Genomic DNA, 16,740 nt, shown 5'->3' with positions numbered 1-16,740 from the left:
CAAACAACAGCAAGACAGGGAAAGACTCGGTTTAATGCCAGGAGGCACTATGATAGATAAAAGCCAAAAATCCATAACAGAAGCACTCTCCCACATTAAAGATGGCTCAACCATCATGATTGGTGGTTTTGGTACAGCAGGACAGCCTGCTGAACTTATCGATGAACTAATCCAATTAGGGGTTAAAGACTTGGTGATTGTCAGCAATAACGCCGGCAATGGAGATTACGGGTTAGCCAAGCTACTCAAAGCGGGTTCCGTTCGCAAAATAGTCTGCTCCTTCCCTCGCCAATCCGATTCTTGGGTATTCGATGAGCTTTATCGGGCTGGCAAGATAGAGTTAGAGCTAGTGCCACAAGGTAACTTAGCCTGCCGCATTCAAGCTGCCGGTATGGGCTTGGGACCTATCTATACCCCCACAGGGTTTGGAACGTCACTGGCTGAGGGTAAACCAACGCTTAATTACGAAGGTAAAGATTATGTCTTAGAAAATCCCATTAAAGCGGACTTCGCTTTAATAAAAGCCTATAAAGGGGATCGCTGGGGTAATTTAATCTATAACAAGTCTGCTCGTAATTTCGGCCCCATCATGGCGATGGCAGCGGATATGACCATCGCTCAAGTCAGTGAGATTGTGGAGTTGGGCGCTTTAGATCCTGAGCATATCATCACCCCTGGCATCTTTGTCCAGCACCTTGTGGCGGTTTAGCGGTTTAAGCAATATCCAAGCAGCACCCAAGCATCGACATATAATTGGAGAATACAATGACTTATACCAAACGGACTCGAGACCAAATCGCTGAACGCATTGCTCAGGATATTCCAGATGGTGCCTATGTTAATTTAGGCATTGGACTACCTACGATGATTGCCAACTTTTTACCGGATGACAAAGAGGTGTTTTTACACTCAGAAAATGGCTTATTGGCATTTGGCCCGCCTCCGCCAAAAGGAGAAGAAGACCCTGAGTTGATCAATGCCGGTAAAGAATACGTCACCATGCTAACTGGCGGTGCCTTTTTCCACCATGGCGACTCTTTTACAATGATGCGAGGCGGACACATAGATATCTGTGTGATGGGCGCATTTCAAGTCGCTGAAAATGGAGATTTGGCCAACTGGCACACTGGTGCCGAAGATGCCATTCCTGCTGTAGGTGGTGCTATGGACTTAGCGGTCGGAGCTAAAAAGGTCTATGTGGCTACTAGCCATGTGACCAAAACAGGAGATCCTAAAATTGTGGACTCATTGACCTACCCCGCCACTGGTCTTAAGTGTGTTGACCGTATTTATACCGATTTGTGTGTTATTAAGGTGACCCCACAAGGCTTGCAAGTTATTGAAAAAATCGAGAGCATTACTTTTGATGAGCTGCAATCTTTAACGGGTGCATCACTAATCGACGCAACAATTGACACAACAATCGCCACAACATCGACACCCAATTAATTGACGCAACAGCGACACCCAGTTAACTAACGCAACAGCGCTACCCGGTTAATTGACCTAACAGCAGCGCCCAGTTAACGGACGATGGTTTTTTCCAAAACCCTTTAGCCAATCAGGGTCTAATGCCTGTATAGAATTACAAAAAAGACTTAATTAAAGGCGATAAATAACCCCGTTCAATAAGTGCCTCATCCCACTCTGGTAAAGGTGAGACCCTTTCGATTAAAAAATCCAAAACACTACGAATTTTAATTAAATTTCGTGAGTTAGATGGAAATATAGCGCGCAAGCTATATCTGGGCATAGGGTAGTCGACTAATATCGGAATCAGCTTTTGGTTTAATAAACTTTGATGGGCAACAATGGTCGGCAGACAAACAATCGCCCCATCTGTTAAAGCAAAGTCATGCAGCAGATGAATAGAGCTTGAGGAGACTCTTGGATTGATAGAGAACTCTTTAAACTCTTTATTCACCAAGAATTTGAGTTTATTGCGTTCAGGATAGTTAGAATAGTATCCTAACTCATACTGATGTAGCTCACTTGGATGGTTAGGCTGTCCATATTTTTCCAAGAATCTTGGTGAGGCACACATCACTCGATTTATTTGAAATATCTTTCGTTCAATAAGGCTGACGCCATTGGGCGGAAAAATTTGAAAGACGATATCAAAACCTGTCGCAATAGGATCAACAATTCTGTCATTCACCACTATCTCTAACTGAATATCTTTAAATTGGCGAGTAAAATCTGCAAGCACCTCATTAAAAAAGCTCAGGGCAAAGCCGGGGGCCATATAGACTCTCAAGCTTCCATGCATATCGCTTTTAGCAAGTGACATATCGATAATTAACTGATCAAAGCGGTCAATTAACGCCACACACTCTAAATAATACTTTTCACCAATTTCTGAGAGGCGAACTGAACGGGTACTACGGTGAAAAAGGGGTGCATTAACAAACTCTTCAAGCTGTTGGATACGGGTGCTGACCACCGAACGGGTGACCCCTAATTGCTCAGCTGCTTTTATGAAACTACCACTTTGAGCAACTCTCACAAATGCTTCCATGCATTTTAATTTGTCCATAATTTATATGCCCTATTTACACCCCATAAATCGCTTCGCTTTGCTTGCAACTTACGCTTATCAGAGCGTTGCAAAGGTCAGCTTATACAGGGAAATAAGTATCAAAAAAACCAATAAAGCTATATAAATATAACACTTTAATAAACTTAAACTAGATGAAGTTCAAATAAGAGCGCCAAAAAATACAACTTTTAAATTCTAACCAATAAAAAACTGGACATATAGCCCAGTTTTTATTATAGATTAAAGTTCAGCTTGTCATTTTATATAGCTACTTTATATTGTTACCTTATATTATTACCTTATATCATAATTTCCAATTAAAGATGATCGGTATCAACATAAGGTTGTTCACTTAAAGAGGGTGTCGATGGCAACACTCTTTCTTGTTTAAAGAATTTAGAGTGCCCTTCTAATATTTTGTTCACATCATTAATTAAGTCTTCGATCACATCATCATATATACCAAGATGTAACTCTCTATCAAAGCCTGTATAAGCATGCTTACGAGCAGCTGAGCGGACATCAGTAATACCATGCTTTTGGAAAAATATATCCACACGCCCATCACTATTTAAGACACAGCTTAAGATACCATCATCAATTTCTAAGTCATATCGCTCAGGGATAAAAATGTAATCATCCACGTCCATCAATTCTTTTTCAACAGATCTTGTTAGTAAAGATTTTATATCAAACACAAAAATACTCCTTTTAAAAAATAAATGTCATTAACCACATAAAATGTAGTGTTCTTTATAACTTATACTACAAGAACTTATCTGAATTTAAAGTTATCAAGTGTAAAACTACGTTTAGGGTCTGTTGAATATTCAGATGTGTAACTGGCGTACACCCTAACGATGATTAGCCGTTGTCAAACCTTTTCTACAAAATAATCTATGATAAATAATTCAGTTACGCAAAATCTTGCTGCAAAATATAACTCATATTGCGCTCAGCCAATCCGGTAATAAACACGTAGGGATTGACGCCCGCACTACCTGGAATTAGCGCCCCATCTTGTACATAGATATTTTCATGACCTCTGACTCGTCCCACCTGATCCGTTGCTAGACCCAATACGCAGCCCCCTAAAGGATGGTAGCAAAAGTCATCGCCGAAACCTTTAGTGAATAACAAGCTTGATGTGGCGCCCCCATTGGTTTCGGCAAGTTTTTCAATCAAGTCTTTGGCCGCATTGACCGAATATTCGTTTTGCGAGCGCTTCCAGTTGAGCTTGACCGTTTGCGACGCTTTATCATAATAATAATTACCGCGCTCAGGGTTGTCAGTAATGGCAAGATATAAGGTCGTCCATGTCTCAAGACCAAGGGGTAACGGCGCAATTTCAGCGAATATTTTATAAGGCGATCCGCCTCTATCGCCGTCCCACATATTTATGCCTTTGACAGGTATGGTGGACTGAATTTTGCCAGCCGCATGCACAAAGTTACGCCCTGTCATGATATTGCCATTGGGTCCCCAGTGCTGACCAACATGCTCATTTAGGTGGTTTAACTTACCTTGAGCTTGGCTTTTTAGTAGTAGCTCTGAGGTGCCAGTGCTGCCTGCATTTAAAAACAGCTTATCGCAGGTGTAGTGCTCAATGGCGTCAATACCGCCATTTTCATTGATCACATGAACTTCCAATCTAAGCCGTCTTTGTGCATTCTCATTATTTGAAGGGCTATCTAAAGTGTTATCAATATCAACACTACTGTCTGGCTGCTCAATAGAATTGACTTTTCGTAGTGTTTTGACGCTGACATTACCTGTGGCTTCCGCTTTTTTTAGATACGTTAGATCAAGCGAAAACTTACCCGCATTATTGCCATAAATAACCTCGCCACCTAAGGCGGAAGGGTAGACCTCACCCTTGGCTTCTCGCTGCATATAATCAAAATCATAGCTGTTAGCAAAAAACTCAGTTTTAAGTCCTGATTTCTCAGCTTGACGTTCTGCTGCTCGAGTGAACTCATAATGCTCGGACTGATTAAAAAAGTCTTCTGGTATTTGACTCACCTTAAGCTCACGCATGGCCCGCGGAAAGAAGGTGTCATACATCTCATCACTGTCTAACCAAGGGAAGGTCTGCTCAAAGTGCGCCCGCTTCGGCTTGATCGCGATGGCGCCGTTGACGATAGATCCCCCTCCATAAGCACGCCCTGCATAGACTTTCATCTCATCATATTCGATTAAATCGAGAACACCCGGATATTTCCTGATGGGTATAGGAATCGGAATAGGCGCATTGGGCCAGTTGCTAAACCAACTTGAGCGCTTGTCGGCATGAATCATTTTGCAAAAAGTATTATGCTCGGGTGTTCTGTCCCAGCGCTTGCCCATCTCCAAAATCAACACCTGATGACCTTTCTCGCTTAATCTAAGCGCACATACGGCGCCGCCATAACCACTTCCCACAATAATATTGCTAACATGTCCTGCCTGTCTAACAGGGGTGTTCGTAGTGCCAGCAGTGCTACTTTTTGCAAAGGTTTGACAGCCGGTAACGCTTGCCGACGCACCGACAGCGCCTAGTCCTAAGCCCATAGATTTAATAAATTTGCGTCGCTTCATAAGAGTCCTAATGTTGAATCAGATACTACCAAAGGTTGGTATTATTTAACCCTAGTCTAACAATATCGACCTACTGTATCCTAAAGCTTACGTAAATTATTAGATAAATAAACCATCATCTCTTATACTAGCGTTATAACTGTCTGTGAAAACAGGGGTTTAGCGCACTTTTATTACGCTAAACTGCTACCCAATCTAAAAAACCAACTTATCTAGGAATACTTGTCGAAACGCTATACATCAAATAAGACAAATAGTAGGTTCACTAATTCTCATTTAGATAATTGAAATAGATAAGTTATTATTAAATTATTTATAAACAAACCCTTATTGTGGTGTGCAAAATGTGTAGCGTGTGGTGTAGCTCAGCGAAACTCACGTTTTAATCTTTAGACGTATTAATGTGCATATTTTAATGTAGGGTTGACTATATTATATTGATCTCAATAAGGCCTATCCATGACCGCTCCTACCCCAAACTTTAAGACAGACGATTTTTTTAATCTTAAGGATAACTGGATTGAGACTGCGCCTCACGAGATGACTCATTATTATGATCAGGGTCATGGCGTCCCGATGTTGATGTTACATGGGTCAGGTTTGGGCGCCTCTGCTGCCTTAAACTGGTGGTTGAATATACCTGAGCTGAGTCAAGTTGCGCGTACGTTGGCTTTTGACTTGATTGGCTATGGCGAGACGATATGTGCACCTGATACAACCTATGGCATTAAACAATGGGGCGCCCAAACCATACGCTTAATGGATGCGCTACATCTCGATAAAGCGTGGCTGGTCGGGAGCTCTCTGGGTGGCTGGATTGCATTGCAGTTAGCGTTAGATTATCCTGAGCGTATTCTTGGTGTGGTATCTATCGGTACCGGCGGCGCGAAAAGTAACGATACCTTATCCAATACTAATGATCAGATGCCACCTCCCCTATCTTCTCAAACAGGTAGTGACGATACTCAGCCAACAGACACTAAACCTATCGCCACCAAACACAAGTCGCCTTTATCTGCTGCTGTTATCCGCAAAGACTTTCAAAAGAACATAAGAAATGAGGCGGTTATTAACGACAACTTGGTCAATATAAGGCTCAAGGCGGCGTTAAAGGAACAAGAGATCGGGTTAAGATCACTATTACTGGCGGCGCGAGATCGAGACCGCGAAGATTTGCCGTTAGACGTAACGGCTTTAGGCCAGCTGTCTCTACCCGTCCTTTTAGTTCATGGCATGAATGATAAGGTGGTGCCTTTGTCCCGTACCCTACAGTTATTGAATGCGATGCCGACAGCCGATGCTCATATCTTTAGCGAAAGTGGGCACTGGCCCCATCTGGGCAAGTCAGATGAATTCAATTCGTTAGTGCGCAACTTTGTAAGTTTCCATAGCGATTAAGTCGTGCTTAAAGAGCTCTTCCGGCTCAACCACTCACTCTCTGTTAACCATGCTTATTAGGTCATGATCAATTGACCCTAAAACACTGTTATTAAAGCGTCCCTTCGTTATTCACCTTTTCATCATTTATTCATATAAACTCATTATGATACCGGCGTGTTATTTGACAATCGTATTGACTGGTTTTACTCAATAATGCTACCCTTTCGCCTTTTTAAATTCCCTTAAATCACCTGTAAGATTAACGGGCGCTTACTATCCTTCCTGCCAACTAATGACAAAACATTCTAACCAGATGCAAAACGACCAAACCAGAGCGTATGTCTGCCTTGTAGCTATAAACGGTCAAGATTGTAGAAGTAAGGCTTTAGAAGCTTAGATGTCCACTGACCAACCTTATCCCCATTAGTTTTAACTCCATTACTGTAGATTGTCATACTCCGCTCACAACTAAAGTGGCGACTATTATTCTTAACGGGTTAATTAACGTTTAACTAAAAATTATAAGAGAGAGTATTATGAAAAAACACGTTGTAATTTTTGAGGCGCGCGGTGGATCTGATAAAAGCAAGTATGGTTGCCGACGTGATACCTACCCCATCATTGAGTCTTTAAAAGCGCGAGGCTGGACCGCTGAGGTTATTTTTTATACCGATGAAAACCGTGGCGAAATTTACCGTTATACCTTAGATAAAGCCGACGCCTATGTCAGCCGTATTAACCCCGGTAATCTAAAAGATGAGACTGGCTATTTTCAGATGCTACGTGAATTAGTACATCAAGGTGTCAAAGGACTGCCTCATCCAGATGTGATGGTAAATTACGGAGCAAAAGATGTGGTTGAGCGCTTAAAGGGAACGACATTAGTTCCCGAAGATGTCTACTGCTACTATGAATACGAAGAACTTAAAACTCAATTTCCAATCACTTTAGCCAAGGGGCAACGGGTGTTAAAGCAAAACCGTGGCTCAACGGGTGAAGGTATCTGGCGTGTTCAATTAAAAGAGCCTGAACGTTATCAAGGTTTTGATGCAATCCCAGAAGATGCGTTACTAAAGCTTACCGAGGCCCGTGACAACCACAGCGAAGAGAAAACACTCGCTGAATTTATTGAGTTTTGTTATCAATACCTCGAAGGCGATAACGGTCTGATACTAGACATGCCTTTTCTACCGCGTATTAAGGAGGGTGAAATTCGGGTATTGATGTTAAGGGATAGCGCCGTATCTGTGGTGCATAAGAAGCCTGCTGACAGTGAAGATGCCTTTTCAGCCACCTTATTTTCAGGGGCAACTTACCGCTATGACAAACCTGAGCAGTGGCAAGACATGGTGGATATGGTAGAAGCCAATGTACCTATGTTGCAGACGCGGTTGGGCGGATATGCCTTGCCTCTACTTTGGACAGCGGACTTCATTCTAGACACCGATGATCAGGGTAATGACACTTATATGCTCGGTGAGATTAATGCCTCATGTGTTGGATTTACCACCCATCTTGAGCTGTCGGAAAATATTGCCGATGAGATCATGAACTTAATTGAGGCCGAAAGCGTCATTAACTCTCGTTTTCCTGCGTTTAGGGTTTAGAGCTTAGAATGTAGAGCAACAATTTACATGCCCTTAAGCCCATGTTTTGATGCTATCGAGAGCTATGAATAATACAGGATGGCCCCCTTAATGATTAAGGGGGCTTTTTGATAGGGTGTTAGAGGACTTTATCCATATAACTGCTCACGGGCCTGCCTAAGTGCGTCAAATATAGGCTCACGCTTAGGAGAATCGGGTAAATTGCTTTCCGCAAAAGCGATATCTATCTGAAAGTTCAACTGTTCAACTTGCTCAACCAGCGTCTCATAATCACTTTCACCCGCTTTTATCGCAAGTAATTCTTCTCTATTCGGACGTTCAATGATAATTTGCCCAGTAGTTGCAAGATCGAGTGCCATTTGAAGCAACCGTATGGTGTGCATCATGTTTTTGGCATCGTATCTTTTCCCATGATTAATCGTACTTTGATAGCGAGCGTCATTACGCTCAGCGACCCACTGCCAATACTCTTGATAGTCTCTACAATAACGGCTAAAGCCTATTTCGTTAAATGATAAATATCCGATTGGGGTTAATCCTTTGGGTATCGAACTCAGCTTAAGCTGGGTGGCAGTCGCTTTTTGAACCAATCCTGAAAATCCAAAACTGCCCTCCATATCTAGGTATATAGCATAGATCTGAGTGGCTTTTGGCATAGCGACTAAGCCAAGTTGTTTCTGGGTGAATGGCTTATCTTCAAGCCATTTAAGTAGGGGAATACTACGGTCATTATTGAATACGCTACAAAACTCTAAAATAGATTTTTTCTCTTTATCTACTGGATTAACGATCTTTTTATTTAGTCCGCGTGCTTTTTTAATTTGACTGTTAGCAAAGCCTGCAAAGGTATTTTTGCAGAGCTTACTAATAAACCATTCTGGTTTAAACGTCTCCATAATGGGGTGACGATAGCGTACTTTGTCTACTGGTGTGGCAAGCAGCTCCATCATATTAGGATTATTCTGCAGCAACAGCTCGATATAACGACCCAGCTCATAATAAACGATATCATTGCTAGCATTACTGACCTGCGGTACGTATTCGGAGTGCAAACTATAGAATCGATCCTTAGGTAAATAGAACACGCCTTTAATGTCAGTATCTGACTGCGGTGTGGCCAAACCATAGGCTCGGCTGCCCGACAAGCATTCAAGCAAAATAAGATTTTCGGACTTTAATGTTTCTACCGTTAATGGTGTATTCATTGCGGATTTCGAGCTTGTCATATCGTATTGTCTTATCGTTTCATCTATCGTTTAAAATTATGTTCTTGCTAGGCTTTGTTCCTACTAAGCTTTAAGGATGTATCGCCTCTTTATTTATCGACAGTTTTTTCGATTATATATCCATTATCAGTTGTTGGTAAAACTCGTTAAGTGGCGTAATGTCTTTTCTTTCTTCATGCCCAAAATCAGGTTGTTGAATAGCTTGCCACAAGCTTTCGATACCTTTTTGCAATGTCGGCGATAGCGTTTGCTGATGACTTTCGCCAACCTGTGCTTTGATATCAATCATCGCCAGTATTTCGGATTGTATTGCCGAATCAAGTAACTGTAGCATTTCGGTCATTATCACTGGCGGTGCGGTTTTAAAGGTTTGTATCCAGTGGCATGCCAATAATGCACGCATCAAATAAAACAGCTTTTTTAATTTAATTGGCTGCTGTAAATCTAAAGATAAACTGGCAGTTTTTGCCATACCTTTGTAGTGATAAAATCCAGCTATGGGATTGAAATAGTTCTTACTGATAGCTTTTAAATGATCCATTGCCTCACTATTTTGCTGATATATAATGGGCGAGTTTAACCATTCGAAAATAACGGCATTAGACTTATAGATAAGTTTCAAAGCCTTTTTAATATCCCAGCCCCCGATATCAAAAGGTACCTCAAGCAAATCATCTTCGATAAACTCAAACGTATCTTTATCTTCAAATAAACGTAAATACCAGTTTGGCTCATGATAGTAAATAAGCCTAACATCATAGTCACTGTCTGGTGAGGCAAATCCCCATGCTCGACTTCCACTCTCAATGGCATGTAAGCAAGTGATTCGCTTACTGACACATACGTTATCTATAGTTAACGTAATAGTAGCTGTATCCGTTTGAAATGCATTTGTCATAAATAATAAATACTCAGAATTTGTAGGGGTGATCCGTAGATCTCGATAGTAAATCGGTAATTCTAGATAGTAAAAGCGACGTCTTATAGTAATCCACTCTATTGTTGAACGCGAAAGTAAAAGTAAAAGTAAAAGTGGTCTTCTATTAAAAGTCACCTTCTATTAAATATCGCTTAGATTTAAAGCTAGATGAATGAGTTATCAACAGTATTGTCATAACAATATTCAAATATAGTATGCGATCTGAATGCAGAAGCAACCTCAAATCAAGTGCACCCATACCCAGTATTTACCACGATAAATACTGGCAAGGGTACAATGTAGCCGCTAGCCATGATTGAAGCGGATATACTTGGCAAAGCACACGGCTTAAAGCGCTTGCATTAGCCAGTTATCGCGAAGCAGGAACTGCCTAATGCCTAGCGATTGTCGTGTGCTTTGCCAAGATAGTAGCGAAAAGCATGAATAGCTACCGGTATTAACGCTACTTATTAAGTCACAAATACTATTGTTTAAGTGTCAAAAGAAACCCTATTTATAAAGCTAAACTTTATTAAGGCCTTCTTTAATAAACTTTAAATTAACAGTGTTTCTTTTTGTTTCAGATGTTTGTAAAAGTTTACATGATGATTTCTATACAGATGTAATATGCTAAATTAACCTTACTAGCGTGTCCGTCGATATGGGCATTAAAAGCTATTTAGCTCTGCGTATTGCGTATTAAGTTATTCGTTGCATTGATTCGTATTCTAAATCCATTACATTGAGAAACTACCATGAAAATTAGCAAACAAAAGAAAAACTTGATATTACTTGTAGGGGCGGCCAGTTTATTGTCGGCATGTGCCACTCAAAGCACCTCACAACAAGGTCCTTATAATACCCTTCCCTCGTCTGATATGGCAGCAGATATGATTGTTACTAATGCCAAAGTAGCAGTAATGGATGACAATCGAACCACTGCCGAAGCCATTGCTATTAAAGACGGCAAGGTGTTGCGTACCGGTAGTGATGAAGATATTTTACGTCTGCGTAATGCAGGTACTAAGGTCATTGACGCCCATGGTCGGACTCTGATTCCAGGTCTGAATGACTCACACCTTCACATCACTCGTGGTGGACGCTTTTATAATACGGAACTACGCTGGGATGGCGTAACCTCGTTAAAAGAGGCCTTGCGTATGCTAAAAGAACAGGCGGATCGCACGCCTGAAGGTCAATGGGTACGTGTTATCGGTGGTTGGTCGCCTTATCAGTTTGAAGAGAAAAGACTGCCCACTATCGAAGAGATTAATGAGGCGACAGGTGACACGCCTGCCTTTGTCCTGTATTTATACAGCCGTGGTTGGCTCAATCAAGCAGGCTTAAAAGCGTTAAATATTGATAGAAATACTCAGCCACCTAATGACGATAGCCGTTATGAAAAAGATGAAAACGGTGACCCAACAGGGGTATTATTGGCGGAACCAAATGCCATGATTTTGTATCAAGTCATTGGGAAATTGCCACCATTATCTGAGCAAGAAATGGTTAACTCTACCAAACAATTCTATCATGAGTTAAATCGCTTTGGCCTAACCAGTGCTATTGACGCCGGCGGCGGCGGACACACTTATCCGCAAGATTATGAAGCTTCTGAAACTCTAGCAACGAGTGGCGATTTATCAATGCGCATCTCCTACTACCTCTTCCCTCAAAAAGCAGGAGAAGAGCGTAAGCAGTTTGAGCAGTGGATGGCCAATAATGAAGCGTCAGTGAACAAAGCGCATGCCCTATCACACGGCTATGAGCTAAAAGGTGGCGGTGAATACATGACTTGGGCAGCTGGCGACTTTGAAAACTTCTTAGCCCCTAAACCTTTTATTAAAAATAATGAAGGCTGGCGTGAGAGTACTAAAGAAGTCATCCAAATGCATGTTAATGAAGGCTGGCCATTTAGACAGCACTCAACTTACGGTGAAAATACAAAGTTGATTGTGGACTTGGTTGATGAGATTGACCGTGAAAATAACGGTAAAATCAAAAATGACATGCGCTGGGCTATTGACCATGCGGAAACCATTGACGATGAGACACTCAGAGAAATTAAACGTCTGAATGGTGGTATCTCAGTACAGGATCGTATGGCATACGCTGGTGAATACTTTGTAGAGCGTTATGGTGCAGAAGCCGCTAGTACTGCCCCACCGTTTAAAAAGATTTATGATATGGGCATCCCTTTAGGATCTGGAACTGACGGTACCCGTGTGGCAAGCTATAACCCATGGATTTCATTGTACTGGATGACTACGGGTAAAACGGTTGGCGGTACTCAGCTGTATGGTAAAGATAATACTTTAGACCGTGATGATGCGCTAGAAGTCTATACCAGTGGTAGTGCATGGTTCTCAAGCGAAGAGGATGTCAAAGGTACGCTTGAGCCAGGTAAATATGCCGACTTTGTGCTGCTATCAGATGACTACTTCACGGTACCAGAAGAGAAAATCAAAACAATTGAATCTGTGTTAACGGTTCTTGATGGTAAGGTGGTCTATGGTGCAGGTGAATACAGCAAGCTTGATCCTAAACTACCAGAAGTCATTCCAAGCTGGTCACCAGTGAAGTATTATGGTGGTTATCATAATCCGACCAAACCAGCTGCTAAGCATTAATTAGCTAAGCACTAATAAGCAATGATGTGTTAAGCATTAAAAAATCGGTCTAATCTTTAGGCCGATTTTTTATTTCCGATTTACAATAATAAGTGGCTATTAATGACGTAATGGCTCAATAAATGACGTAACAGCTAAGTTGTTAGCAAGGATATTAAAGCGCATTTTTGGGGATTTATCATGACAGAATATCTAGTACATACTATCGACATTATCGCTAAAGTAGTGGAGTTTATTGGCGTTATGATTATGTTTTTAGGGCTTGCAGTGGCCTTTTATAAAGCCGCAGTCTCCTCTAATAAATTTAGTCAGCATACCTATCTAGATATTCGACAAGATGTTGGCAAATCTATCTTATTAGGTTTAGAGGTATTGATAGCCGCCGATATTATGGCCACCGTTGTTACCGAGCCGACGCTACGCAGTGTCTTGGTACTCGGTGTGATTGTGCTGATTCGTACATTCTTAAGCTTATCTTTGCAAGTAGAGCTTGAAGGACGCTTTCCTTGGCAAAAGAAACAAGCTACGAATGAAGCGGTAACAACCACGTCTAAAATGAGAGAAAATGAATAATAGCTGTCTTTATAGCTTTCTTTCAAACTGCTGTCTTCTAAATAGCTGGCTTTCAAAGACGGTTCAGTTAACCGGTGGACACCTTTACTTGTTACGATTTACCCACGATGAATCGACAACTTGGTCTTAATAAATGTCCCAATTTTTGGTATGTTATAAGATGAATTATAAAAATAAATAAACTTGCTCGATAAATAGCTATACTGATTAAAAATGCTTGATAACTCTATAATGCTCGATAACTCTATAATGATAACTCTATAATATAGATAAGCTCGATAAATAGCTTCATTAATAGAATATTTGAGTCGTTCTATCAAACTTGTTCCACAACATCTGTTCCATTAAATACAGCCACCTACTTATCAATCTAACTAACAATGAGAGAAGGAAGCCAATATGAGTGATATATTCAATGTAAAAGACAGTTTAACTGTCGCTGGCAAAGCACACGCCTATTATAGTTTGCCAAAGCTTGCCGAAAAATATGACAATATTAATCGTCTGCCTTATAGCATGAAGATTGTGCTAGAAAACTTACTACGCAACGAAGATGGTGGACAATCCGTCGGTGAAAACCACATTGAAGCGGTTGCTAATTGGGATGCCAAAGCGACCCCTTCACAAGAAATTGCCTTTATGCCAGCCCGTGTAGTACTGCAAGATTTTACCGGTGTTCCCTCAGTTGTTGACTTAGCGGCAATGCGGGATGCCATTGTAAAACTGGGCGGCGATGCCGAGCAAATCAATCCGTTTATCCCAAGTGAGCTTGTCGTTGACCACTCTGTACAGGTCGACGTCTATGGTCGTGCAGACGCGCTTGACTTAAACAAAAAGATCGAATTTAAGCGTAACAACGAGCGCTATGAGTTTTTGCATTGGGGCAAGCAAGCCTTTGAAAACTTTGTGGTAGTCCCTCCTGCAACGGGTATTGTGCACCAAGTCAACCTTGAGTATTTAGCCCGTGTTGTGATGGCCAGTGAGCAAAATGGCGAATTAACCGCTTATCCTGATACTGTATTTGGTACCGATAGCCACACGACAATGATTAATGGCGTTGGTGTATTAGGTTGGGGTGTCGGTGGTATCGAAGCAGAAGCGGCGATGCTGGGTCAGCCCTCTTCTATGCTCATTCCAGAAGTGGTTGGCTTTGAGCTAACTGGTAAATTATCAGAAGGCGTGACTGCTACTGACTTAGTGCTACGTGTGGTCGAAATGCTACGCGCTCATGGCGTGGTCGGTAAGTTCGTTGAATTCTATGGTGAAGGTCTACAAAGCTTGCCACTCGCTGATCGTGCAACGATTGCAAACATGGCACCTGAATATGGCGCCACTTGTGGTATTTTCCCAATTGACCAAATCGCTGTTGATTATTTACGTCTGTCTGGCCGCGAAGAGTCACAAATTGAATTGGTTGAACAATACGCCAAAGCGCAAGGGTTATGGCATGATGCCAATACGCCTCATGCGACTTATTCTAGCAATTTAACGCTTGATCTTAGTACTGTTGAGCCATCTCTTGCTGGTCCAAAACTTCCGCATCAACGCATTGCTTTGTCAGACATGTATGACAGCTTCGGTACAACCTTGACCGAGATGACCAAAGATCGCAAAGCTGAAGTCGTTGGTAAAGTGCGCTTCGATCAAGAAGGCGGTGAGCAAGAGCAAGCTGATGAACTAGCTGCTGAGCCTGATATCGATGTATCGACCAGTGATGAGGAATCAACCTCAGACAGACAACCTGCTGCGAATAGCATTTACTCAACGGTTTGTATTGATGATAAAGAGCATCACTTAAGTGATGGTTCTGTCGTTATTGCCGCTATTACCTCGTGTACCAATACCTCAAACCCGGCGGTAATGATCGGCGCTGGTCTGGTTGCTAAAAATGCTGCCGCCAAAGGTCTAAAAGCTAAGCCTTGGGTTAAGACCTCATTAGCACCAGGCTCTAAAGTTGTGACTGACTATCTTGAAAAAACCAACTTGATGGATGAGCTTGAAAAAGTCGGTTTCTACCTAGTGGGGTACGGCTGTACGACCTGTATTGGTAACTCCGGTCCGCTACCAGACGTGATTGAAAAAGGTATCGAAGAAAAAGATCTGGTAGTGGCATCTGTGTTATCGGGTAACCGTAACTTTGAAGGGCGTATCCACTCTCATGTCAAAACCAACTATCTTGCCTCACCACCATTGGTAGTCGCCTATGCACTAGCAGGTACGGTAGATATAGACTTGACCAAACATCCGCTGGGTCAAGATCAAGATGGCAATGATGTATTCTTAAAAGATATCTGGCCGACCACAGCTCAAATTGATGAATTGATCACCCAAAATATCAATGCTGAGATGTTCCTTAAAAACTATGGGGAAGTCTTCGATGGTAGCTCGGAGTGGAATGCCATTAGCTCAGCAGATAGCCAGCTATATCCTTGGAGCGATGAGTCAACTTATATCAAGAACCCGCCTTTCTTCGAGGGTATGACCATGGAAGCTGAAGGGATTAAAGATATCGAAAATGCCCGTATCTTAGGTCTATTCGGCGATTCAATTACCACTGACCATATCTCTCCTGCCGGTAATATCGATGCCAACTCGCCAGCGGGTCAATATTTACAGCAGCGTGGTGTACTAGAAGCGGACTTCAACAGCTATGGCTCACGTCGTGGTAACGATGCGGTAATGACACGCGGTACATTCGCCAACATCCGTATCAAAAACTTGATGATGGGTGGTAAGGAAGGCGGCTATACTTACTACTTCAAAGACGACAAAGCAACCTTACAAGATGGTGAAGAGATGCCTATCTATGATGCGGCAATGAAGTATAAGGAAGATGGTCGTACGCTAGTGGTCCTTGGTGGTGAGCAATATGGTACTGGCTCAAGCCGTGACTGGGCTGCTAAAGGCACTATCTTACTTGGCGTAAAAGCGGTATTAGCAGGTTCGTTTGAGCGTATTCACCGCTCAAACCTAGTCGGTATGGGCGTATTGCCATTGACCTTTAAAGAAGGCGAAAGCATTCAGTCGCATAACCTAGATGGTTCAGAAGTATTGAGCATCACTGGTCTGGACAATGGCGAAAGCAAGACGGCAACCGTTACCGCCACACGTGCCGATGGTAGCACTGAAACCTTCGAGGTGAATGTGATGCTACAAACGCCTAAAGAGCGTGAGTATGTGCGTCATGGCGGTGTTCTACACTATGTACTACGTGAATTGGCGACTGAAAACCAAGCTTAAGTTTAATGGTTAATTTGGTTTAGCTTATTTGGTTAAATCGCCTTAATTC

12 protein-coding genes are annotated in these 16,740 nt (G+C 42.1%); 7 read left to right on the top strand and 5 right to left on the bottom strand.

Annotation, left to right across the window (positions count from 1 at the left end):
- Positions 1-49 precede the first annotated feature (49 nt).
- Positions 50-709 (top strand): 3-oxoacid CoA-transferase subunit A, encoded by a 660-nt coding sequence (locus tag AC2SLT_RS01130; protein ID WP_486545474.1) that lies wholly within the window; start codon positions 50-52, stop codon positions 707-709.
- Between the two features lie 56 nt (positions 710-765).
- Positions 766-1,449 (top strand): 3-oxoacid CoA-transferase subunit B, encoded by a 684-nt coding sequence (locus AC2SLT_RS01125; protein ID WP_486545472.1) that lies wholly within the window; start codon positions 766-768, stop codon positions 1,447-1,449.
- Between the two features lie 136 nt (positions 1,450-1,585).
- Here the strand turns inward: AC2SLT_RS01125 and AC2SLT_RS01120 are convergent, their stop codons facing one another.
- From AC2SLT_RS01120 to AC2SLT_RS01110, 3 genes are all read right to left on the bottom strand, one after another.
- Complete coding sequence (locus AC2SLT_RS01120; protein ID WP_486545470.1) at positions 1,586-2,536, bottom strand: LysR family transcriptional regulator; 951 nt, start codon at positions 2,534-2,536, stop codon at positions 1,586-1,588.
- 320 nt (positions 2,537-2,856) lie between these two features.
- A complete protein-coding gene (locus tag AC2SLT_RS01115) occupies positions 2,857-3,237 on the bottom strand; it encodes a hypothetical protein (protein WP_486545468.1) in 381 nt (126 codons plus the stop codon).
- Between the two features lie 217 nt (positions 3,238-3,454).
- Positions 3,455-5,116 carry a GMC oxidoreductase gene (locus AC2SLT_RS01110; RefSeq protein ID WP_486545467.1) on the bottom strand — a complete coding sequence of 554 codons (1,662 nt, stop codon included), beginning with the start codon at positions 5,114-5,116 and terminating at the stop codon, positions 3,455-3,457.
- Positions 5,117-5,575: 459 nt separating this feature from the next.
- On the opposite strand from AC2SLT_RS01110, the gene AC2SLT_RS01105 reads away from it, so the two are divergent.
- The gene (locus AC2SLT_RS01105) at positions 5,576-6,514 is read left to right on the top strand and encodes an alpha/beta fold hydrolase (RefSeq protein WP_486545466.1); all 939 of its coding nucleotides are present in this window, start codon (positions 5,576-5,578) and stop codon (positions 6,512-6,514) included.
- A gap of 518 nt (positions 6,515-7,032) precedes the next feature.
- Positions 7,033-8,103, top strand: coding sequence for a Cj0069 family protein (locus AC2SLT_RS01100; RefSeq protein WP_486545464.1), 1,071 nt, complete (start codon positions 7,033-7,035; stop codon positions 8,101-8,103).
- A 128-nt stretch (positions 8,104-8,231) separates the two neighbouring features.
- Here the strand turns inward: AC2SLT_RS01100 and AC2SLT_RS01095 are convergent, their stop codons facing one another.
- Positions 8,232-9,329, bottom strand: a complete 1,098-nt coding sequence (locus AC2SLT_RS01095; protein WP_486545462.1) for a DNA polymerase beta superfamily protein — start codon at positions 9,327-9,329, stop codon at positions 8,232-8,234.
- 112 nt (positions 9,330-9,441) lie between these two features.
- Entirely contained in the window at positions 9,442-10,227 is a 786-nt protein-coding gene (locus AC2SLT_RS01090) for a nucleotidyltransferase domain-containing protein (protein ID WP_486545461.1), read from the bottom strand.
- 776 nt (positions 10,228-11,003) lie between these two features.
- Between AC2SLT_RS01090 and AC2SLT_RS01085 the strand changes: the two genes are divergently transcribed.
- The 3 genes from AC2SLT_RS01085 (at position 11,004) to acnA (ending at position 16,691) form a co-directional block, all read left to right on the top strand.
- Entirely contained in the window at positions 11,004-12,878 is a 1,875-nt protein-coding gene (locus tag AC2SLT_RS01085; RefSeq protein WP_486545459.1) for an amidohydrolase, read from the top strand.
- A gap of 180 nt (positions 12,879-13,058) precedes the next feature.
- Positions 13,059-13,451 carry a DUF1622 domain-containing protein gene (locus AC2SLT_RS01080; RefSeq protein WP_486545458.1) on the top strand — a complete coding sequence of 131 codons (393 nt, stop codon included), beginning with the start codon at positions 13,059-13,061 and terminating at the stop codon, positions 13,449-13,451.
- A gap of 399 nt (positions 13,452-13,850) precedes the next feature.
- Positions 13,851-16,691 carry an aconitate hydratase AcnA gene (acnA, locus tag AC2SLT_RS01075; RefSeq protein WP_486545456.1) on the top strand — a complete coding sequence of 947 codons (2,841 nt, stop codon included), beginning with the start codon at positions 13,851-13,853 and terminating at the stop codon, positions 16,689-16,691.
- The last annotated feature ends 49 nt before the right edge of the window (positions 16,692-16,740 follow it).

It is taken from the genome of Psychrobacter sp. CX18, assembly GCF_057396215.1.
The sequence above is the reverse complement of the archived record's forward strand: the minus strand, read 5'-3'. Positions and strand labels throughout refer to the sequence as shown.

Excerpts from the sequence above, each read along its gene's own strand:
- AC2SLT_RS01130 (WP_486545474.1), top strand. The coding sequence starts at position 50 with ATGATAGATAAAAGCCAAAAATCCATAACAGAAGCACTCTCCCACATT.
- AC2SLT_RS01125 (WP_486545472.1), top strand. The coding sequence starts at position 766 with ATGACTTATACCAAACGGACTCGAGACCAAATCGCTGAACGCATTGCT.
- AC2SLT_RS01120 (WP_486545470.1), bottom strand. The coding sequence starts at position 2,536 with ATGGACAAATTAAAATGCATGGAAGCATTTGTGAGAGTTGCTCAAAGT.
- AC2SLT_RS01110 (WP_486545467.1), bottom strand. The coding sequence starts at position 5,116 with ATGAAGCGACGCAAATTTATTAAATCTATGGGCTTAGGACTAGGCGCT.
- AC2SLT_RS01105 (WP_486545466.1), top strand. The coding sequence starts at position 5,576 with ATGACCGCTCCTACCCCAAACTTTAAGACAGACGATTTTTTTAATCTT.
- AC2SLT_RS01100 (WP_486545464.1), top strand. The coding sequence starts at position 7,033 with ATGAAAAAACACGTTGTAATTTTTGAGGCGCGCGGTGGATCTGATAAA.
- AC2SLT_RS01095 (WP_486545462.1), bottom strand. The coding sequence starts at position 9,329 with ATGACAAGCTCGAAATCCGCAATGAATACACCATTAACGGTAGAAACA.
- AC2SLT_RS01090 (WP_486545461.1), bottom strand. The coding sequence starts at position 10,227 with ATGACAAATGCATTTCAAACGGATACAGCTACTATTACGTTAACTATA.
- AC2SLT_RS01085 (WP_486545459.1), top strand. The coding sequence starts at position 11,004 with ATGAAAATTAGCAAACAAAAGAAAAACTTGATATTACTTGTAGGGGCG.
- AC2SLT_RS01080 (WP_486545458.1), top strand. The coding sequence starts at position 13,059 with ATGACAGAATATCTAGTACATACTATCGACATTATCGCTAAAGTAGTG.
- acnA (WP_486545456.1), top strand. The coding sequence starts at position 13,851 with ATGAGTGATATATTCAATGTAAAAGACAGTTTAACTGTCGCTGGCAAA.